This window comes from Desulfovibrio sp., from assembly GCF_041907885.1.
Lineage (GTDB): Bacteria > Desulfobacterota > Desulfovibrionia > Desulfovibrionales > Desulfovibrionaceae > Desulfovibrio.
On sequence record NZ_JAYRGM010000016.1, the window covers coordinates 42,348 to 61,068 of the forward strand.

Genomic DNA, 18,721 nt, shown 5'->3' on the forward strand with positions numbered 1-18,721 from the left:
CCGCCATTGCGGAAAAATGCGCCGCGTGGTGTGCTAGGGTGCGCCAACCGCGCCATTTGTTTCGGTCTTGCCCACCGCATTGGGTACGGGCTTGCTCGCCGGATTTGCCGCAGAATTTTCTGTCTGCCTGACAGCCGGGGCAGGGCTTTGCACCGCTTGCGGCCCGGCAATCTCCGTTGCAGGCAAATGCTCCTGCCCGTGCAGCACGCGGGCCTTGCAGATTATTTCGGGCCGGTATTCAAAGTGCATAAGATCATATTCGTGCCACTTGCCGCCCCAAATGAATCCCTCATTTTCAAAGGCCGCCACAATGGAGGCCGGATAACTTTTTTGCAGCGGATGCGGGCGCAGCTTGCTCCAGCGCCAGTAGGTGGCAATGCCGGGGCTGATATCAAAGGCTATGCCAAAGGCGTGGGGACTCAAACGGTTTTCACCCGCAATGCGCCGCCATGCAAAACCGCCGTCCATTTTGAGCAGTGTTTTAAGACGCGGCTCGTAGGCGGCTTGCGGGGCAAGAACAGCATCGGCGCGGTTCATGGCCTGCGCTGCCGCTGGCGAAAGATGCAGATGCTGCCCCAGCAGGCGGGCCTGCATGAGATGGCTGCCCACGGCCTTGGGGCTTGCGCCGTACAGGGCTTCGAGCAGATCGTATGACCGCCGCCGCCCCGGCGAAACGCCCAGCGGAGTTTCGGGCCGTTCCGGCTCCAAGGGATAGGGCTCGGCCATACTGGCCCGCACGCTCACAACCCATTCCGATTCCTGCCCGCCAGGGGGTGTCTGGCCGGGTAACGCTTGGCCGGATAACGCATGGCCTGGCGCTGCCGCGTACAGCACGCGTCGGCCATCGGCCAGCACCAGCCACTGGCTGCCCTGCGCGTCGGCAACCATGCCTGCAATCTGGGGATAGGCCCGCCGCAGGCAGTACATATCCACCCGCCCCTCGTCGTCCAGCCCTGCGGGCAGATCCTTCAGCACATCTGCTGGCAGGCTGGCGGGCGTATTCGGCGCCAAACTTGCCGGGGCTGGCACGCCCTGCCCGGCAGCATTCGCCGCAGGCTGGCTGGCAGCAGTGCCGTTTGCTGGCACGGTTATGGGCATGGCCGGGGGCTCAACCGTTTGGGCATGCGCACCTGTGGCGCAGCACAAAAAAATAAAGAGCAATAATTTTGGCATGCAGACAACCTAGCCGCCCCCGGCTTGTCAAGGCAAGCGCTTTTGCGTACATCTGCGCCATGTCTGCCTGGAAATTCTACTTGGTCACGTTCGGCTGCAAGGTCAATCAGTACGAAACCCAATCTCTGCGCGAAGCCTGGCTTGCCCAGGGCGGTGTGGAATGCAACGCCCCCGCGCTGGCGGATGTGGTATGCGTGAACAGTTGCGCCATCACCTCCAAGGGTGAAAGGGACGCGCGCAACGCTGTGTTCAAACTGCGCAGGGAGGCCCCTGCCGCACGCCTGATTCTTACCGGCTGCGCGGCACGGCTTTTTGCCGACTACAAGCCGCGCCCCGGGGCCATCTGGGCTGCGCCCGATCTGCTGGTTCCGCAAGAGGATAAAAGCCGCCTGCTCAACGGCCCCTGGCCAGATCTGGACGGCGACATTGCCAGCGACCTTGCCGGTGACTGTGCAGAACAAGCTGTAACCGCCACCCACGCGCTTGCAAAACCAGCCCCGGCATCGGCCCCCGCTCAGACGGCCTTTCCGCCCTTTCAGATTTCCGCCTTCAAGCGGGCGCGCCCGGCGCTGAAGGTGCAGGATGGCTGCGCCCACCGCTGCACCTACTGCATTGTTCCCTCCACGCGGGGCAAGCCGCGCAGCCGCCCGGTGGAAGAAATTGTTTCAGAGGCGCGCCGCCTGCTTCAGGCCGGGCATACGGAAATAATGGTTTCGGGCATCAACCTGGGCCAGTATGGCCGTGGCACGGATACGGGCGACTTCTGGAGCCTGCTGCGCACTCTGGATGCAGCCCTTGCGCCAGAATTTGCCGGGCAGGCCCGCCTGCGCATCAGCTCGCTGGAGCCGGGCCAGCTCGACCAGCACGGCCTGGATGCCCTGATGGCCTGCCGCATGCTTTGCCCGCATCTGCACATTTCGTTGCAGCACGGCAGCCAGGCGGTGCTCAAACGCATGGGGCGCGGTCACTACACCCCGGCCATGCTTGAAAATGCCGTAAGCGTGCTGTCGGCCCATTGGCCGGTCATGGGGCTGGGGGCGGATATTATCGCGGGCTTCCCCGGCGAGACAGAAGACGACATGCGCCGGTTACTGGAGCTGATCGAACGCCTGCCCATGAGCTACGCGCACGTGTTTCCGTATTCGCGGCGTCCCGGCACGGCGGCAGACCGCTTTGACGGGCAGATTGCCCACAGCCTCAAGCTTGAGCGGGCAGCCCGCCTGCGCGATGCCGTGGCCAGCAAGCAGCAGGCATTTCTCGCAGAGCAGCTCAAGCTGCCCCGCATGCTGGTGGCGGCAGACAATCCGCAGGCATTTGCAGAGCCCGCCACAGTTGCCGCAGGCGCGGCCACAACAGGCGCTGCCCCCGCTGGCGCAAATGGGGCCCCCGCGCCAGAGGCCGCAGGCAAGCCGAAAAAAAATACCGTCAAGGGCGTGAACGAATACTACGCCGCCTGCTCCATACGCCTGCCCGCGCAAGGCAAGCGCCCTGGCGCGGATGCGGGACTTTTACCCGCGCGGCCCGTGGCGGTTACAGAAAAAGGCCTGGTGGTGGAGCTGATAGAATCAGAATAACGGGCTGGGCATGCCACCTGCCAGTGCGGTGAAAAAGCCTTTGATCGAAGATGCAAAAATAAGGAAAGGAAACCCCAGGCTCCCTTTCCTTATTTTTTATGTACCAGCACGGCACGCCAACGAATATGGCAAGCGAGCGGTGTCTGCTAGATACTGATCTTCGCGCCCAGCAGTTTGACAAATTCGGCGATCAGGGCTGGGTGGGCGGGCCAGGCGGGGGCGGTAACGAGGTTGCCGTCAACCGTGGCGCTGGACAAGGTTTCGTTAAAATCGCACCAGGTGGCCCCGGCGTCCACAACATCGGGCTTTACCGCCGGGTAGGCGGTGCAGCTGCGGTTTTTCAGCACACCAGCCGAAACAAGTATCTGCGGGCCGTGGCACACGGCGGCGATGGGCTTTTTGGCATCGTTGAATTCGCGCACGATTTCAAGAATACGCGGATTCAGGCGCAGATATTCGGGGGCGCGGCCTCCTGGAATGACCAGCCCCGCGTAGTCGGCGGTTTTTACCTGATCAAAGTCAAAGTTGATGCCAAAATTGTGGCCGCGTTTTTCAGAATAGGTCTGGTCGCCCTCAAAATCATGGATGGCCGTGCGCACGCTTTCGCCGGGCTTTTTACCCGGGCACACGGCATGCACTTCATACCCCAGCATCAGCAGCATCTGAAAAGGAACCATGATCTCGTAGTCTTCAACATAGTCGCCAGCAAGCACAAGAATTTTTTTCATATGTTCCTCCAAACGGGTAGCTGCCCGTTAACGCGGTCGTGACGACCGATTGTTTCACGGCGGCCGGGCGGCAAAACACCGCCCTTGCCTTGACCGTACATATACTTATATATGCACACAAAGCATGTGGGCAAGCCCCAGGGCTGCCCTGCCCCGGCATGCGCCCAGCGCCTGCAAAAGCGAGGAATTTGGCCTGTGCGCAACAAAAGCTTGCATGAACACTAACGCTCATTTGTGGCGGAGCAACGCCGCAACTGCCTCTTTACGGCAACGATTCAGGAGAAAAAACCATGCCAATGTATGATTTTGTCTGCACTGCCTGCGGCAACAAATTTGAAGACCTTGTTTTTGGCGATGAAGTTCCCGCCTGCCCCAAGTGCAACTCTGCCGCCACCGAAAAGCAGCTGTGCGTGCCAAGCCCCCTGAAGACCGGAGCCTTTCCCTACAAGCCCGGGCCAGTACGCCCCATGGGCAAGGGCATGCCGCCCTCTTGCGCCGCTGGCGGCGGCTGCGGCGGTTGCGGAGGAAACTCTGGCGGATCAAATGGTTAACGCACTGATTTAAAAAATAAAAAGATAATCATCCTCAGCGCCGGGCCATGGGCATTTGTTGCATTCGCACGCCCCTTGCTCTACACTGTCGCATACTTTTAGCAGGAAGGAAGCTATGCTCCGCAGCATGACCGGCTTTGGCCGCTGCCTGGTGGAAAATGACTACACCACCCAGCAGTGGGAGGTAAAAAGCGTTAACAGTCGCCATCTTGATCTCAAGTGGCGTCTGCCTCTCTCTGTGCGCAGTCTTGAGCCACGGCTTGAAAAAGTCGTGCGCCGCTATGCCTCGCGCGGGCGGGTGGATGTGAGCCTGGTTTTGCAATACGCACCGGGCAACACCCCAGCCATGCGTTTTGACATGGTGCAGGCCACTGCCATGATTGATAATTTGCAGGCATTGGCCGACGCACGCGGCGATTCCTATGTGCCGGATTTCAACGCACTGTTGCAGATTCCCTCCCTTTGGGGCGACAGCGGCGAAGAACTGGACGAAGAAATGGCCCGCTGCCTTGAAGAAGGCCTTGCCCTGGCTCTGGAAGACTGGAACGAAGCCCGCTCTGCCGAGGGCCGCTCGCTGGCAACCGACATGCACTCCCGCATACTGCGCATGGAGGAATGGACGGGCCTTATCGCCGAGCGTGCGCCCAATATCAAGGAAGAGCGCGCCAACGCGCTGCGCGAACGCCTGAGCGATGCCCTCTCGCAAAACGGGCAGGAGCTGGAAGAAGGCCGCTTTTTGCAAGAGGCCGTCATTCTGGCAGACCGGCTGGACGTGAGCGAGGAGCTTACGCGCCTCAACACGCACCTGGCCCGCTTGCACGACCTGCTGCAAACCGGCGGTGATGCCGGGCGGCGGCTCGACTTTACCTTGCAGGAGTGCTTTCGCGAGATCAACACCTGCGGCAACAAGCTGCCCGATGTGCAGCTTTCGCGCATGGTGGTTGATTTTAAAAACGAACTGGAAAAATGCCGCGAGCAGGTTCAAAATCTGGAATAAGCATGCCTCGCGAACGTCTTATCAATATTGGCTTCGGCAACTATGTGCTGGCGGGCCGGGTCGTGGGCATTGTCAGCCCTGCGTCTTCGCCCATGAAACGCCTTCGTGAAGACGCGCGGGCCGAGGGAAGACTGATTGATGCCACCCAGGGGCGCAAAACCCGCTCCATTCTGGTGACAGATTCCAATCACGTTATCCTTTCGTCAATCCAGCCTGAAACAATCAGTCAGCGCTTTGCGCAAGAGGATGGAGACTGATGCCCCGCGAAGGCATAGCACTGGTGCTCAGCGCACCTTCTGGAGCTGGCAAGACCACTCTGGTCAAACGTCTGCTGGCAGAGTTTCCGCACATCGGCTACTCGGTTTCGTGTACGACACGCCAACCCCGCCAGGGAGAAATCGACGGCAAGGACTACATTTTTTTGAGCCGCGAAGAATTCGAACTGCGCCGCTCGCAAAAATACTTTGCCGAATGGGCCGAGGTTCACGGCAACTTTTACGGCACGCCCCTTGGCCCGGTAAAAGATCGCCTGCATCAGGGGCAGGACGTGCTTTTTGATATTGATGTGCAGGGCGCGGCCCAGCTCAAGCTTTCGCTTGCAGAGGCCACATTTGCCTTTATTTTGCCGCCCAGCCTGCAAGAGCTGGAAAACCGCCTGCGCGGACGCGGTCAGGACGACGAATCGACCATTGCGCGCCGTCTGGTCAATGCGCATTCAGAGATTCTTCAGGCCCGCTGGTATGATTCGGTGATTGTAAACGACAATCTTGATCAGGCCTACGACTGCCTGCGCGCGGTCTATGTGACTGCCAGCCTTGCGCCCGGGCGCAACCCGCAGTTGCTGGACGAAATTCTGGCCCGCTGATGAGGCCGGGCAGCCTTGCCCTTTTGAACCAGAAAAGAACCGAACAGCCACAGCACAGGCAAGCAAACAGACGCAACGGGCAGATACATGACAGAAAACACCATGCCAACACAGCACCACGTGCCGCAACTTGCGGTAGCCCTTGATGTACCCGAAAAGCAAAGGGCTCTCGCTCTGGCCAGCCAGCTGCGCGGCACGGTTCCCTGGTGCAAGGTGGGTATGGAGCTGTTTACCCACGTGGGCCCCGGCCTGCTGGAAGAGCTTTCTTCCATGGGATTCAGCGTTTTTCTCGACCTCAAGTTTTACGACATTCCCAATACCGTTGCGCAGGCCGTCAAGGCTGCGGCTGCGGTGGGCGTAAACATGTTGACCCTGCACTGCCAGGGGGGCGAACGCATGTGCCGGGCCGCTGCCGAGGCTGCCGCCGATGCCGCCGCTGGTCTTGCAGGGCAGCGCCCCCTGCTGTTTGGCGTAACCGTGCTCACAAGCTTTGCGCCGGGTGAAATGCCCGGCATTACGGCCCAACCCTCTGATTTTGCCCTTGAGCTGGCCCGTCAGGCTGGCCCGTGGGGCCTCGACGGCGTGGTCTGTTCTGGCCATGAGGCTGCGGCCATCAAGGTCAGCTGCCCCGGCCTGCGCTGCCTTTGCCCCGGCATTCGCCCTGCCGGTTCTGCCGCAGGCGACCAGCGCCGCGTTATGACTCCCGCCCTGGCGGTGGCGGCAGGGGCTGATTATCTGGTTGTGGGCAGGCCCATTACGGCCTCCGCAGATCCGCTGGCTACAGCAAGGCAGATTGTGGCCGAAATGGCCTCATCTCTCACATAGAACGGTATTGAGGAACAGCATGGCCGACAAAAACCCCCATACTTCGCACGATACCAACGGCAAAGCCGATGTCCGCGGGGTTTTTTCCACGCAGGAAGTACGCCGGGTCGGCACGGGTACAACCACGCGTAAAACCGTGCAAAAAACTTTTTGGTTTATTGAGCAGAACGGCAAGGAAATCGACTGCCAGCCGCTCAACACCAACTACGTGCCCAGCGGCCCCAAGCGCAAGATTACCCTTGACGAGCTTATTGCCAAGTTTTCTCCTGAGCCGGAATTCTATCTCAATTCCGTGTTTCCCAAGATGCAGGAAATGCAGCGCAATGTGGAGAATGGCGACACGCACCGCGACAAGGGCGAAACCTTTGCCGCCGAATATGAATATTCACGCGCCCTCAAGATTGATGAAGAAAACGTGCGGGCCAACTTTGGCATTGGCCTTACCTATCTTGAGCGTGGCGACAATGCCAAGGCGCAGGACATTTTTCAGCGGTTGGTCAAGCTTGAGGCCACGTTTGAGCCAGAGCACAAGCACCTGTTCAACGAATTTGGCATAAACTTGCGCAAAAGCAAGATGTTGCAGGAATCGCTAGAGTATTACAACCGGGCGTTGGAACTTTCGCCCAACGACGAAAACCTGTACATGAATATTGCCCGCGTACTGCTTGAGCTCAAAGACATTTCGCAGTGCGTGGATTATCTGCTGAAAGCCCTTGAGCTTGCCCCCCGGCACGAAACCTCGCTCAAATTTCTTGCATGGCTCATCCAGAAGCAGCTTGTACCTGCCGACAAGCTGGAAGGGGTGCGCACAGCTCTTAAAACAGCGCAAAACGGGGCTGCGGCAAAGCCCAAAACCGCAGGCTAATCAAGTGAAAAACTGGCTGTTTCGTGAGCCGCAGCAAAACGTCTGCCCCGCGCCGCCAAGGCAATGGGCAGACGCTCTCTCCATTTCGCCCCTTTTGCTGGAAATTTTATGGCGTCGAGGTCTTGCCGAAAGGGAAGCCATGGACGCCTTTTTGACCGCCCGGCTCGATTCGCTCACCCCGCCAGACAAGTGGCCGCAACTGCCCGAAGCCGCACAATTGCTGGCAACAGAACTGCTGGCGGGAAAAAGGCTGGCAGTGTGGGGCGATTATGACGTGGACGGCGTAACGGCCTCCACCCTGGTGCTGGATGTGCTGGAAAGCCACGGCATCAACGCCAGCTGGCATATTCCCGACAGACGCAGCGAGGGCTACGGCCTCAACGTGGCACATATCGAAGCGCTTGCCGCCGAGGGGTGCGGCATACTGCTTACGGTAGACTGCGGTATTTCTGATGTGGAGGCTGTACGGCGTGCCAGAGAACTGGGCATGACCGTAGTTGTTTCAGACCACCATCTGCCACCCGCAGAGCTGCCCCCGGCCAATGCCATCTGCAACCCCAAGGTCTGCGCGGCAGAAGACCTGCCCTATCCGCACCTTGCTGGCGTGGGCGTGGCATTTTACCTTATGGGAGCCGTCAATGCGGCCCTTGCCCCACACACGGGCAAAAGGCATATCATGGGCGACTGCCTTGATCTTGTGGCCCTGGGCACGCTGGCAGATATCATGCCGCTCACAGGTGAAAACAGGGTTCTGGTGCGCGGGGGCCTTGGCCGCATTGCGCGGGCGCTGCGCCCCGGCATGGCAGCCCTTAAGGTTGCCGGCGGCATGAACGCCTCGGCAGCCCTGAGCGCCGGGCAGGCGGTATTTCGGCTCGCGCCGCGCATTAACGCAGCCGGGCGCATGGGCAAGGGCGAACTGGCCCTGCGGCTGCTGCGCGAAAAAGACCACGCCGCAGCGGCTGTTATGGCCAAGGAACTGGACGAGCTCAATCTGGCCCGACGGCAGGAAGAAGAACGCATTTACGCAGAGGCCAAGCAGCAGGCATCCGATCTGCTTTCACGCGGGCCCAGCATGGGTCTTGTGCTGTATGGCAAGGATTGGCACCCCGGCATCGTGGGCATTGTGGCCTCGCGGATAGTGGAAGACTACTACCGACCCACCATCATCGTTTGCACAGATCAGGACAAGCTCAAAGGTTCTGGCCGGTCGGTGCGCGAATTTGATCTGCACGGCGGCCTGACACGCGTGGCCGACTGCCTGCTGAATTTTGGCGGCCACAGGCAGGCTGCCGGTGTGCGCCTTGAACCTACACGGCTTGAGGAATTTCGTGCCCGCTTTGATGCCGTGGTGGAAGAAGCCCTTGGCCCCACACCGCTGCTGCCCAGCCTCACCCTTGAATGCGAGCTGCCGTTCAGCCAGGCGAGCGACCACGGTTTTTTGAAAGAACTTGAGCTGTTGCAGCCCTTTGGGCCCGGCAATCCGGAGCCTGTTTTTCAGTCGCCGCCGCTGCTGGTCAAAGATCGTTCGTATCTTGGGCGCAGCAGGGAACACGTGCTTCTGCGCCTTACCGACAGCGCCAGCGGCATCACCCTTTCGGCCAAGGCCTGGCGCATGGCCGACAGCCTGCACGAATCGCTGGTCAACAAGCATATACGCATTGCCTACACCCCGCGTATCGACACCTATAACGGTGTTGCCTCTGTTGATATTGGCATCAAGGACTGGCGGCCAGCCTAGACCGCCCAATCCTGCCACACAATTTTGCCACGCAGATCTGCCACAAATATCTGCCACAAATGCCAGGGGGCAGCCCGGCCACTGTCAGCCGGGCTGCCCCTTTAACGCAGTGCGGGCGTTCTGCTAGCCCTGCTTCATTTCTGCAATCAGGTCGCTCAATGCCTGCGCCTGACGGGTAAGTTCTGTCACGGCCTTGGCAGCCTCATCCATGGCGCTGGCCGTCTGCCCTGAAATGTTGTTGATCTTCACAAGCGTCTGGTTGATCTCGTCGCTGGTGGCCGACTGCTGCTCGCTGGCGGTGGCAATGGCGCGCACCTGATCGGCGGCCAGCTCGACGCTGTTTACAATGTGCACCAGCGCCTCACCAGACTGACCGGCAAATTCCGCAGCAACCTCTACCTGCCGCAGGGCAACTTCCATGGCATCCACGCTCTTGGCCGTGCTGGTCTGGATAGCCGAAATGGCATTGCCCACATCGTGGGTTGAAGCCATGGTTTTTTCAGCCAGCTTGCGCACCTCATCGGCCACCACGGCAAAGCCGCGCCCGGCATCGCCCGCGCGCGCCGCCTCAATGGCCGCATTAAGCGCCAGCAGGTTGGTCTGGTCGGCAATGTCTGAAATAACACCCATGATGCGGTCGATGGACTGGGCGTGGGAATTGAGCTCTGCCATGTCGTTCTTGAGCCCGTGCGAAACCTGACGCACTTCACCAATGCTCTGCAAGGCCTTTTGCACAATCTCTGAACCGCTCTCGGCGCTGCCCCGCGTTTCGTCCGAGGTAATAGACGCAGCCGAGGCATTGCGGGCCACTTCCTGCACTGTGGCATTCATCTGGTTCATGGCCGTGGCCGCTTCCGCAAGTCTTTGGGCAGATTCAGAAACAGCCTGCTCAGACTGGCCAATCTGGTCAGAAAGCCGGGTCGAGGCAGAGGCAAGCACAGAGGCCACACCTTCAAGCTGACCGGCCGCCGCAAGCATGCCCTCACGACGGGCGCTTTCTGCCTGACGTGCGGCTTCTTCTGCCTGCTCGGTGGCCTTGCGGGCCTTGTCTGTGGCCAGCTGTGCGGCTGCTGTTTTTTCTTCGCTCTCGCCCAGCAAACGCTTGATATTGGCCATCATGCGCTCCATGCCAAGCGAAAGCACACTGAATTCGTCACCTCTGTTTTCGGCTGTGCGCAGCAGTTTTTCTTCTGAAGTCGTACACTCAAGGCGCCCGCCTGCAATGGCCTCGGCCAGGCCGGAAAGCCCGCCAAGCAGGTGTACTATGCCCCGCACGATCAAAAAGATGACAATACCTACCAGCAGGGCACAGCCCACGGCCAGCAGGGCATTGTTGACCAGCATGGTGCTGATGGGCGCAAACAGAACTTTTTTGTCCAGCTCAAGGCAGAGTATCCAGCGTTCTTCGGGCATGTCTGTGTAATACAGTATTTTTTCACGGCCTTCGCTGTTTACGAATTCCAGTCTGCCTTTTCTGTTTTTAAGCACCTCGGCAACCCATAAAGAGTTTTCTTCTTTCTGGCCGATGAGTTTGAGGTCGGGGTGCTGAACAATGACCCCATCGGTATTCAGCACAAAGGCCATGCCCACATCGCCCATGTCAATCTTGTTGGTGGTGGCTGCGGCCAGCTTGTCGTTATCCGTACCGCCATAAATGACGCCCACAATCTTGCCCTTGTCCATAACCGGCATGCCGATGATGGTGGTCATTTTTTTGGTCGCCACACTCACCAGCCCCACAGAGCTTGTTTCGCCTTTTATGCCATTGATAAAATAGGTGCGCTTGGAAAAATCCTCACCAATGGTGCTGCTGAATTTTTGGGTATCACCCTTTTTACTGTGAACGATAACCTTGCCATCCGGTGCAATGAGCCCGCATGTGGCAATGTTGCTGTTAACGGCGGTAAAATTTTTGAGGGCGTCTATGGCGTGGAGAAAAAGCTCGTCGTTGTGGTCAATGGTGGGGTTTTTGGCATAGGATTCCAAAAAAAGGCGGAGGCGGCGGTTTTCGGCAATCTGGGCCAGGGCCTCCTTCATGGACTGGAATACGGCGTTGAGGCCCACCTCCTGCCCTTTCAGAATGGCGGCAATATCCTGCCGCGTCTGCTGCCGCAGGGCGTTTTCTGACATCTGATGGCTTACGCCCGCCACAAGGCCGAGCCCCAAAAGGGACGGAATAAGAATGTACAACGACATCTTTGTCAAAAGACCCAGCTTCATGGCTCCTCCCGAGGCTATCGCCTTACCCGGATACTAAGGCTCTTAGTGCGTTTATTCGTCACAAATGAAATTTTCAATAGGTCGCTGAAAATTCTGCGGCAAAATAAAAATATGGATGGGTAACAAGCATTACCAAATCCGCACGTTATGGCAATGAAGAGTAGGAGCATAGGCTATCAAATACAAAAAAAGCCCCCGGCCAATACGGCGCAGGGGCTTGAACTAACAGAACAAAAAGAGGCTAGGGCATGGTGTACACGCGCTCTGAATTGAACACGCTGCCTTCTTTTTCCAGCCCCTGGGCAGCGGCCTTGCCGTACCACACTGCGGCTTCGGAAACATTTTGCCCCACGCCCACGCCAAATTCATAGCATGCGCCCACATAACGCTGGGCCTGGGCAAAGCCCTGATCGGCAGAACGCTTGGCCCAGGCAAATGACTGCTCGGGATTTTTGGCCAGACCATAGCGCCCCTGGCTGAAATACAGCGCAATGTTGAACTGGGCCTCGGCATTGCCCGCAGTGGCGGCGCGGCCCATCAGATCGGCCACGGTGGCATCGTTCTTGGGAACGCCAGCGCCAAGCTCATACAGGTATGCCAGCTGCACCTGTGCTTCGGGATAGTTCTGCTCGGCAGCGATACGAAACCACTTGGCCGCAGTGTCCATGTCCTGGGCAACACCCAGGCCATTTTCGTAGCAGCGGGCAAGCAGCACCTGGGCGCGGGGGTTGCCCTCGCTGGCCAGCGGCTGCACCATCTGCACTACTTTATTATATTGTCCGATATTATACGCAGTCCAGGCTTCATCCAGTGTTTGATCTGCGGTTTTGGCGGGGGCCGCCAGCACCGTACCAGCCATGCAAAGCCCCAGGCCAAGCATTGCGGCCAGCAGAATTGCAGAACTCAGTTTTTTCATAACAGTCTCCTTTGCCACCGGTTTTGATTCCGATACGGCACTGCCAGACAGTAGTACCACCAGAGGCAGATGGCAAGACCGCCCCTTGACGCAGCAGCGGGCAGAAGGCACAAACACGGCAGGCGCCTGCCTTGCACAGGCCCTTTTTATAAGCCCGCGAGGAGATTTGCATGGCTGTTCCCCCATCACGGCATGACCATTCCGATAATTCTGAACACTCCACCCCGGCCCTGCCCGAAGGCGCAGCCGACAAAAATAGCGCCCGTGTGGTAGATGCAGAAATTGTGCATGGGCACGAAGACGCGCAGCGTGAAAACCGCACCAACAACGCCTGGCGCGCCCATTCTCCGCTTGACGCCTCTGACCTGTTTGGCGGAGGTGACGATACTTCAGGCGGACAAAGGCGCTTTCAGGGCAGCTTTTTTTACCGTGGCAGCTTTGGGCAGCCGGGCAACATGGGGGCCTTCAATTTTGGCCGCGTGTGGAGAGGCGGCGCGCAGGATCAAAACGGCTGCATTGCCCCCTGCGTGACCTTTGCCCTGTTTATGGTCTGCCTTGCCCAGTTCGGTTTTTTTGCAGGCATAGGCTTTGTTTTTTTCCACACCATTGGCGCGGTTGTGGGCGTTGTGCGCGATTTGCGGCAGTTCAGCACGGGCCGCGTGCCCAACCCCTGGGTGTGGCGCGCTGGTAACTGGGCCGTGTCTTTCTTTCTTACAGCCTGGATTTCAGGGGCCTTTCACTAGGCTTTTCGGCATACGCAATGACCGAACCCGCGCCCTGCACAACGACCGGCAGCGCCGACAACAGCGCCGACAACAGCGCCACCCCTTCCGCATGGCTGGTGTATCTGCTGGAATGTGCCGATGGCTCCCTGTACTGCGGTATTACAACCAATATGAACCGCCGCCTGCACCAGCACAACGGCCAGCTGCCCGGTGGCGCGCGCTATACACGTGGGCGGCGTCCTGTGCGGTTGCTGGCCAGCCGGATCTGCGGCTGCCAGGGCGAGGCATTGCGGCTTGAAAAGGCCGTCAAATCGCGGGCGCGAAACCATAAACTGCAATTTCTGCTTTCTGGAGATACGGCGTAATGATTACCCCCGATGCCATGATGGCCTTTTTTGTTGCCGCCCTGCTGCTCGGCATTGCGCCGGGGCCGGACAATATTTTTGTGCTCACCCAGTCTGCCCTTTTTGGCGCAGGCGCTGGCATGGTCACCACCATGGGGCTGGTTACCGGCCTGTGTGTCCACACCACGGCCGTGGCCCTGGGCGTTGCCGCCATCTTTCAGACCTCGGCCCTTGCCTTTACACTGCTCAAAACTGCGGGGGCGGGCTATCTGCTGTGGCTGGCCTGGCTTTCCTTCCGCGCGGGGGCATCCACAGCTAAGATCGGGCAGGGCGAAGCTGCCGGGGGGCCTGCTGGAGCGACATTTCCCGGCTACATGACTCTCTACCGGCGCGGCATAGTGATGAATGTCACCAACCCAAAGGTTTCACTGTTTTTTTTGGCTTTTTTGCCGCAGTTTTGTGATCCGGCGCGGGGCAGCGTGGCAGTACAGGTGCTGATCCTGGGTGCGCTGTTCATGCTGGCAACCATCGTGGTTTTCTGGACTGTGGCTGCCCTTGGCGGACGGCTGGCCGTATGGTTCAACAGGTCGCAACGCGGACAGATCATCATGCAGCGCGTGGCAGGCAGTGTTTTTGTGGCGCTGGCAGCGGCGCTGCTGCTCAGCAGCCGTTAAGCGGGCTGTGTACATTTTGCCCCATATTTATGGATGCGTGTACGCGACAATTTTCTCTCTTTCCGCTGCCCACACCTGCCAGTTTTGGTACACGGCAAGATTATTGCCGCAACTGCACGTATGGGCTGCGCCGCAAAGGGGCTTGCCGGGCCGATCGACAATATGTATTGACATGATTGACCCGTGAAGGTATGAAGTCCGACTTTCGAGGTACCACATGCAGAACTATCGCATTTCTCTCAATGATCTTTCCCCCGAGGGCAAGGAATTTACTCTGGACGACGCTGCCATCTGGCAGGAGCCCATGGAAGAATTCCGTCTGGATTTTCGCGTGAGCAAACCCCTGTGTGCGCGCATTCTGGTTTTGCCCATGGACGGTGGCTGGCTTGTGCGCGGCACACTTGAGGGTGAGGTTGTTCTGCCTTGCAGCCGTTGCGCAGAAGATTCTGTGACCGCCATCAAGGCCCGCTTTGAAGACTTTGAAAGCATGCCCGGCCTTGGCGACAACGAGGACGAAAGCGACGAAACGCTTGCCGCAGCCGAAATGGAAGACACCGCCGACGGGCGCATTGTGTTTGAACACAATTCACCCATGCTGGATCTTGCCGCCATTTGCTGGGAAGAACTCATGCTGGCCCTGCCCGTCACCCCCCTCTGCCGCAAAGACTGCAAGGGCTTGTGCGCCGGGTGCGGTGTTAATCTTAATGAAGGCATGTGCGCCTGCACAGAAGAGGAAGGCGACCCCCGCATGGCGGCATTGCGTGGCCTCACTCTGCACAAAAACTAGACAATCACAATTTTTTTTACTAATCTGCTGTGTCTTGCGGGCGGGTTAGGGCGTAAAGCTGCCAAACCCGCACAAACATTACGCAAGACAGGAAAAGGAGACTACCATGGCCGTTCAGCAAAATAAGAAATCCCGTTCCCGCAAGGGCATGCGCCGTTCCCATGATCGCGTGGCCGTGCCTGCCGTTATCTACTGCTCCTGCGGCGAACCCACCGTTCCGCACAGCGTGTGCCCCAACTGCGGTACCTACAAGGGCCGCCAGGTGATCGCCAAAAGCGAAAACGAATAATGAACGAGCGCCCCATCATTGCCGTGGACGCCATGGGCGGGGACTTTGGCCCCTCTGTGGTTGTGCCGGGAGCTATTGAAGCTGCAAGGCTTTATGATCTGCATGTCCAGCTTGTGGGTGATACCCCCAAGCTGGAAGCCGAGCTCGAAAAGCTCGACCTTACCAATGTGCATTTCGACATAGTTCATGCCGATGATGTGGTGCATATGAACGAAAAGCCCTCGGACATTCTGCGCCGCAAGAAAAACGCGTCTATCCAGGTGGCCTGCCGTCAGGTCAAGGATGGCGCGGCGGATGCCGTTGTCAGCGCCGGGCATTCCGGCGCTACAGTGGCCTGCGGCATGTTCATCATGGGGCGTTTGCCCGGGGTGGAACGCCCTGCTCTTGCCACCCTGCTGCCCACAGAAAAAAATCCTGTGGTCGTGCTGGATGTGGGAGCAAACGTGGATTGCCGCCCCTACCATCTGTTCCAGTTTGGTCTCATGGGCGATGCGTTTGCCCGAGACCTGCTGGGCTACGCCTCTCCGCGCGTGAGCATTCTCAGCATTGGCGAAGAAGAGGGCAAGGGCAACAGTCAGGTCAAGGAAGCCTATGATCTGCTGAAAATGGCCCAAAACCTCAATTTTTCTGGCAATGCCGAGGGGCGCGACCTCTTCATTGGCAATATCGACGTGGTTGTCTGCGATGGCTTTGTGGGCAACGTGGTTGTGAAAATGAGCGAAGGGCTTGCCACCTCGCTGGTGCGCATGCTCAAAAAGGTGTTTACGTCCGGCATATTGCCTGCCATCGGCGGCATGCTGGCCAAAAACGCCTTTAAAAGCTTTGCCCGCACCATCGACTATGCTGAATACGGCGGTGCGCCCCTGCTGGGCCTTCAGGGCCTGGCAATTGTCTGCCACGGGCGCTCAAGCGCCAAGGCCATGACAAACGCCATCAAGATGAGCGGTACCTTTGTTCGCAAGGGAACCAACAGCCGCTTGGGCGAAACGATTCTTGCCAACGAGGAACTTACACGTTTCTCCCGCGCTATCTAACCTACGGTATTTCTATGAATCCATCTTGTCATCTGCTTGCCTTGAGCGCCTATGTGCCAGATACGGTGCTGACGAATAACGATCTTGCCAAGGTGGTAGACACCAACGACGAATGGATTGTTACCCGCACCGGTATCAAACAGCGCCACAGGCTGGATGATGGCGACAACGCCTCTGATCTCGGCCTGAGGGCCGCCCGCAAGGCGCTTGCCGATGCTGGCATGGATGCCAAGGAACTGACCCATGTGGTTGGGGCCACCTGCACCCCCGATGTGCTCTCTCCTTCTGTTGCCTGCATCATTGCCGGGCAGCTGGGTGCAGAACGCGTTATGGCCTTTGACATCAGCGCTGCCTGTTCCGGCTTTCTTTACGGGCTTTCCATCTGTAGCGCCCTGCTGGCTCAGAATCCTCAAGCAAAAATTCTTTTTGTCTGCACCGAGGCGCTCACGCGCCGCGTCAACTGGGCAGACCGCTCAACCTGCGTGCTGTTTGGCGATGCGGCCACCGCCTGCATCGTGAGCAACGCGCCCTCCGAAGGCATGGCCCGCGTTGAAGATGTGGTTTGCCACAGCGACGGTGTGCAGCGCGACCTCATAGTTGTTGGGGGCGGTACGCGCAGCCGTTACGGCCTGGGCGACCCGGTGGCCGAAGATTTCTTTGTCACCATGCAGGGCCGCGAAACCTACAAGCACGCCGTGCGCAACATGGTGCATGTGTGCGAAGAAGTGCTTTCGCGCAATGGCCTTACGGGCGCCGATGTGGATCTGCTTGTTCCGCATCAGGCAAACATGCGCATCATCGAGGCTGTTGGCAGCCGCCTTGACATGACCGGTAAACGCGTGTTCACCAACGTTGATAAGTACGGCAACACCTCTTCAGCCTCCATTCCCTTGGCATTGGCCGAGGCGCGGGCCGAAGGGCGCATCCGTCCCGGCAGCCGCGTGCTTATGACGGCATTTGGCGCAGGCCTCACCTGGGGTGCGGCTTTGTTACGCTTTTGAGGCAATGCGTCAGCGGGATTGCCGCGCCGCACACTGCCATGTATACTGATAATCAGTCGGGCTAAGCCGTGGGCCGGGCAAGGTTGTTGCCCAACACGTGCAGCAGGCGCTTTCCGCGCATACGGCCAAACCCCTTTTTACATACGACTTAGACAAAGGCGAAATGAGCATGAGCACAGCGCAGTCCATCCCCGCAGCCGGAGTGCCCACGGCCCTGGTGACCGGCGGTTCGCGCGGCATTGGCCGGGCCATTGCCCAAACCCTTGCCCGTGACGGCTTTCAGGTTATTCTCACCTACGTCAGCAAACCCGAAGAAGCGGAAAAAGTAGCGGCAGACATATGCGCCCAGGGCGGCAAGGCCTTTGCCTTTGCCCTCGATGTGAGCAACAGCCAAGCTGTAGCCGACTTTTTCGCATCCCAGATCAAGGACAAGGTTGATCTTGCCGTGCTGGTAAACAATGCCGGCATCACCAAGGACGGCTTTCTTGTACGCATGAAGGACGAGGACTTTGACAGGGTCATTGCCGTCAACCTTCGCGGCGCGTTTGTCTGCACGCGCGAAGCCGCAAAAATAATGAGCAAGTCCCGCAAGGGGCGCATCATCAATATTTCTTCCGTGGTGGGACAAATGGGCAACGCAGGGCAGGCCAACTATGCTTCGGCCAAGGCCGCTCTGCTGGGGCTTACCAAGTCCTGCGCCAAGGAACTGGCCGCCCGCCAGATTACGGTTAACGCCGTAACGCCGGGTTTTATCGAAACGGACATGACCGCAACACTCAATGACGAAGTGCGCACAAGCTATACCGACAGTATTCCGCTCAAGCGCATGGGCAGCGCCGAAGATGTGGCCGAAGCCGTGGCATTTCTTGCCTCGGCCAGGGCTGGCTACATCACCGGGCAGGTGCTGGGAGTGAACGGCGGCATGTACTGCTAGGCATTACCTACGGAAGACACCCGGTTAGGGCCGGGGTTAAGCTGACCACTAATTTATCTGGAGGATACCATGTCTGACGTTACCGAAAAAGTTAAAAAAATCATCATCGACCAGCTCGGCGTGAGCGCCGAAGAAGTGAAGCCCGAAGCTTCCTTCGTTGAAGACCTCGGCGCCGACTCCCTTGACCTGACCGAACTGATCATGGCCATGGAAGAAGAATTCGACATCGAAATCGCCGACGACGATGCCCAGAAGATCCTGAAAGTTCAGGATGCCATCAGCTACATCGAAAACAAGCAGTAACAAAAGGCTTGTTGCAGTATAGAAGCGCGGGGGGGCTGCCCCCCGCCTCATAAGGAGCATGCATGACCCGTCCCCGCGTAGTAATCACCGGCATAGGCGGCGTTACGCCCCTCGCCAATGATATTGAGAGCACCTGGAAAAAACTGCTCGCAGGCGAGTCGGGCATCGCGCCCATCAC

The 18,721-nt window shown here is 58.7% G+C and carries 22 protein-coding genes; 18 read left to right on the forward strand and 4 right to left on the reverse strand.

Going from position 1 to position 18,721, the window contains the following annotated elements:
* Positions 1–33: 33 nt before the first annotated feature.
* Positions 34–1,173 (reverse strand): M15 family metallopeptidase, encoded by a 1,140-nt coding sequence (locus ACE3NW_RS09195; RefSeq protein ID WP_374282648.1) that lies wholly within the window; start codon positions 1,171–1,173, stop codon positions 34–36.
* Between the two features lie 59 nt (positions 1,174–1,232).
* On the opposite strand from ACE3NW_RS09195, the gene ACE3NW_RS09200 reads away from it, so the two are divergent.
* On the forward strand, positions 1,233–2,747 hold the full coding sequence (locus ACE3NW_RS09200; protein ID WP_374282650.1) for a MiaB/RimO family radical SAM methylthiotransferase: 1,515 nt from the start codon (positions 1,233–1,235) through the stop codon (positions 2,745–2,747).
* Between the two features lie 146 nt (positions 2,748–2,893).
* On the opposite strand, the gene ACE3NW_RS09205 is transcribed toward ACE3NW_RS09200, so the two are convergent.
* Positions 2,894–3,475, reverse strand: coding sequence for a DJ-1/PfpI family protein (locus ACE3NW_RS09205; RefSeq protein ID WP_374282652.1), 582 nt, complete (start codon positions 3,473–3,475; stop codon positions 2,894–2,896).
* Positions 3,476–3,765: 290 nt separating this feature from the next.
* Here ACE3NW_RS09205 and ACE3NW_RS09210 point away from each other — a divergent pair, with 290 nt between their 5' ends.
* The 7 genes from ACE3NW_RS09210 to recJ all read left to right on the forward strand — a co-directional run bounded on the left by ACE3NW_RS09210 (position 3,766) and on the right by recJ (position 9,316).
* Positions 3,766–4,026 (forward strand): zinc ribbon domain-containing protein, encoded by a 261-nt coding sequence (locus ACE3NW_RS09210; protein WP_374282654.1) that lies wholly within the window; start codon positions 3,766–3,768, stop codon positions 4,024–4,026.
* Between the two features lie 115 nt (positions 4,027–4,141).
* Entirely contained in the window at positions 4,142–5,023 is an 882-nt protein-coding gene (locus ACE3NW_RS09215; protein ID WP_374282656.1) for a YicC/YloC family endoribonuclease, read from the forward strand.
* 2 nt (positions 5,024–5,025) lie between these two features.
* Positions 5,026–5,280 carry a DUF370 domain-containing protein gene (locus ACE3NW_RS09220; RefSeq protein WP_291333140.1) on the forward strand — a complete coding sequence of 85 codons (255 nt, stop codon included), beginning with the start codon at positions 5,026–5,028 and terminating at the stop codon, positions 5,278–5,280.
* Positions 5,280–5,888, forward strand: coding sequence for a guanylate kinase (gmk, locus tag ACE3NW_RS09225; protein ID WP_374282658.1), 609 nt, complete (start codon positions 5,280–5,282; stop codon positions 5,886–5,888). Before ACE3NW_RS09220 ends, gmk begins: the two co-directional genes overlap by 1 nt.
* Before the next feature lie 120 nt (positions 5,889–6,008).
* Positions 6,009–6,713 carry an orotidine-5'-phosphate decarboxylase gene (gene pyrF / locus ACE3NW_RS09230; protein WP_374282683.1) on the forward strand — a complete coding sequence of 235 codons (705 nt, stop codon included), beginning with the start codon at positions 6,009–6,011 and terminating at the stop codon, positions 6,711–6,713.
* Positions 6,714–6,732: 19 nt separating this feature from the next.
* Positions 6,733–7,578, forward strand: a complete 846-nt coding sequence (locus tag ACE3NW_RS09235; RefSeq protein WP_374282660.1) for a tetratricopeptide repeat protein — start codon at positions 6,733–6,735, stop codon at positions 7,576–7,578.
* A gap of 4 nt (positions 7,579–7,582) precedes the next feature.
* On the forward strand, positions 7,583–9,316 hold the full coding sequence (recJ, locus tag ACE3NW_RS09240; protein ID WP_374282662.1) for a single-stranded-DNA-specific exonuclease RecJ: 1,734 nt from the start codon (positions 7,583–7,585) through the stop codon (positions 9,314–9,316).
* A gap of 123 nt (positions 9,317–9,439) precedes the next feature.
* Here the strand turns inward: recJ and ACE3NW_RS09245 are convergent, their stop codons facing one another.
* Both ACE3NW_RS09245 and ACE3NW_RS09250 read right to left on the reverse strand, forming a co-directional pair.
* Entirely contained in the window at positions 9,440–11,536 is a 2,097-nt protein-coding gene (locus tag ACE3NW_RS09245; RefSeq protein ID WP_374282664.1) for a methyl-accepting chemotaxis protein, read from the reverse strand.
* A gap of 241 nt (positions 11,537–11,777) precedes the next feature.
* Complete coding sequence (locus ACE3NW_RS09250; protein ID WP_374282665.1) at positions 11,778–12,452, reverse strand: tetratricopeptide repeat protein; 675 nt, start codon at positions 12,450–12,452, stop codon at positions 11,778–11,780.
* A gap of 170 nt (positions 12,453–12,622) precedes the next feature.
* Here ACE3NW_RS09250 and ACE3NW_RS09255 point away from each other — a divergent pair, with 170 nt between their 5' ends.
* The 10 genes from ACE3NW_RS09255 to ACE3NW_RS09300 all read left to right on the forward strand — a co-directional run.
* Positions 12,623–13,195, forward strand: coding sequence for a hypothetical protein (locus tag ACE3NW_RS09255; RefSeq protein ID WP_374282666.1), 573 nt, complete (start codon positions 12,623–12,625; stop codon positions 13,193–13,195).
* Between the two features lie 17 nt (positions 13,196–13,212).
* Entirely contained in the window at positions 13,213–13,542 is a 330-nt protein-coding gene (locus ACE3NW_RS09260) for a GIY-YIG nuclease family protein (RefSeq protein WP_374282669.1), read from the forward strand.
* Entirely contained in the window at positions 13,542–14,195 is a 654-nt protein-coding gene (locus ACE3NW_RS09265; RefSeq protein WP_374282670.1) for a LysE family translocator, read from the forward strand. The genes ACE3NW_RS09260 and ACE3NW_RS09265 overlap by 1 nt, the downstream gene beginning before the upstream one ends.
* Before the next feature lie 217 nt (positions 14,196–14,412).
* Entirely contained in the window at positions 14,413–14,982 is a 570-nt protein-coding gene (locus tag ACE3NW_RS09270; protein WP_374282671.1) for a DUF177 domain-containing protein, read from the forward strand.
* Between the two features lie 106 nt (positions 14,983–15,088).
* Positions 15,089–15,271 (forward strand): 50S ribosomal protein L32, encoded by a 183-nt coding sequence (gene rpmF / locus ACE3NW_RS09275; RefSeq protein ID WP_022658456.1) that lies wholly within the window; start codon positions 15,089–15,091, stop codon positions 15,269–15,271.
* Positions 15,271–16,305, forward strand: coding sequence for a phosphate acyltransferase PlsX (plsX, locus tag ACE3NW_RS09280; protein ID WP_374282674.1), 1,035 nt, complete (start codon positions 15,271–15,273; stop codon positions 16,303–16,305). Before rpmF ends, plsX begins: the two co-directional genes overlap by 1 nt.
* 14 nt (positions 16,306–16,319) lie before the next feature.
* Entirely contained in the window at positions 16,320–17,306 is a 987-nt protein-coding gene (locus tag ACE3NW_RS09285) for a beta-ketoacyl-ACP synthase III (protein WP_374282676.1), read from the forward strand.
* Positions 17,307–17,475: 169 nt separating this feature from the next.
* Positions 17,476–18,240, forward strand: coding sequence for a 3-oxoacyl-[acyl-carrier-protein] reductase (gene fabG, locus ACE3NW_RS09290; RefSeq protein ID WP_374282678.1), 765 nt, complete (start codon positions 17,476–17,478; stop codon positions 18,238–18,240).
* 69 nt (positions 18,241–18,309) lie between these two features.
* Positions 18,310–18,543, forward strand: coding sequence for an acyl carrier protein (gene acpP, locus ACE3NW_RS09295; RefSeq protein ID WP_291333153.1), 234 nt, complete (start codon positions 18,310–18,312; stop codon positions 18,541–18,543).
* 62 nt (positions 18,544–18,605) lie between these two features.
* The coding region (locus tag ACE3NW_RS09300) for a beta-ketoacyl synthase N-terminal-like domain-containing protein (RefSeq protein WP_374282685.1) at positions 18,606–18,721 on the forward strand (116 nt) is incomplete at its 3' end.

Coding starts and splice junctions, on each gene's coding strand:
- ACE3NW_RS09200 (WP_374282650.1), top strand. CDS start 1,233: ATGTCTGCCTGGAAATTCTACTTGGTCACGTTCGGCTGCAAGGTCAAT.
- ACE3NW_RS09210 (WP_374282654.1), top strand. CDS start 3,766: ATGCCAATGTATGATTTTGTCTGCACTGCCTGCGGCAACAAATTTGAA.
- gmk (WP_374282658.1), top strand. CDS start 5,280: ATGCCCCGCGAAGGCATAGCACTGGTGCTCAGCGCACCTTCTGGAGCT.
- ACE3NW_RS09245 (WP_374282664.1), bottom strand. CDS start 11,536: ATGAAGCTGGGTCTTTTGACAAAGATGTCGTTGTACATTCTTATTCCG.
- ACE3NW_RS09195 (WP_374282648.1), bottom strand. CDS start 1,173: ATGCCAAAATTATTGCTCTTTATTTTTTTGTGCTGCGCCACAGGTGCG.
- ACE3NW_RS09235 (WP_374282660.1), top strand. CDS start 6,733: ATGGCCGACAAAAACCCCCATACTTCGCACGATACCAACGGCAAAGCC.
- acpP (WP_291333153.1), top strand. CDS start 18,310: ATGTCTGACGTTACCGAAAAAGTTAAAAAAATCATCATCGACCAGCTC.
- ACE3NW_RS09205 (WP_374282652.1), bottom strand. CDS start 3,475: ATGAAAAAAATTCTTGTGCTTGCTGGCGACTATGTTGAAGACTACGAG.
- plsX (WP_374282674.1), top strand. CDS start 15,271: ATGAACGAGCGCCCCATCATTGCCGTGGACGCCATGGGCGGGGACTTT.
- rpmF (WP_022658456.1), top strand. CDS start 15,089: ATGGCCGTTCAGCAAAATAAGAAATCCCGTTCCCGCAAGGGCATGCGC.
- fabG (WP_374282678.1), top strand. CDS start 17,476: ATGAGCACAGCGCAGTCCATCCCCGCAGCCGGAGTGCCCACGGCCCTG.
- ACE3NW_RS09220 (WP_291333140.1), top strand. CDS start 5,026: ATGCCTCGCGAACGTCTTATCAATATTGGCTTCGGCAACTATGTGCTG.
- ACE3NW_RS09265 (WP_374282670.1), top strand. CDS start 13,542: ATGATTACCCCCGATGCCATGATGGCCTTTTTTGTTGCCGCCCTGCTG.
- ACE3NW_RS09255 (WP_374282666.1), top strand. CDS start 12,623: ATGGCTGTTCCCCCATCACGGCATGACCATTCCGATAATTCTGAACAC.
- ACE3NW_RS09215 (WP_374282656.1), top strand. CDS start 4,142: ATGCTCCGCAGCATGACCGGCTTTGGCCGCTGCCTGGTGGAAAATGAC.
- ACE3NW_RS09250 (WP_374282665.1), bottom strand. CDS start 12,452: ATGAAAAAACTGAGTTCTGCAATTCTGCTGGCCGCAATGCTTGGCCTG.
- ACE3NW_RS09270 (WP_374282671.1), top strand. CDS start 14,413: ATGCAGAACTATCGCATTTCTCTCAATGATCTTTCCCCCGAGGGCAAG.
- ACE3NW_RS09285 (WP_374282676.1), top strand. CDS start 16,320: ATGAATCCATCTTGTCATCTGCTTGCCTTGAGCGCCTATGTGCCAGAT.
- ACE3NW_RS09260 (WP_374282669.1), top strand. CDS start 13,213: ATGACCGAACCCGCGCCCTGCACAACGACCGGCAGCGCCGACAACAGC.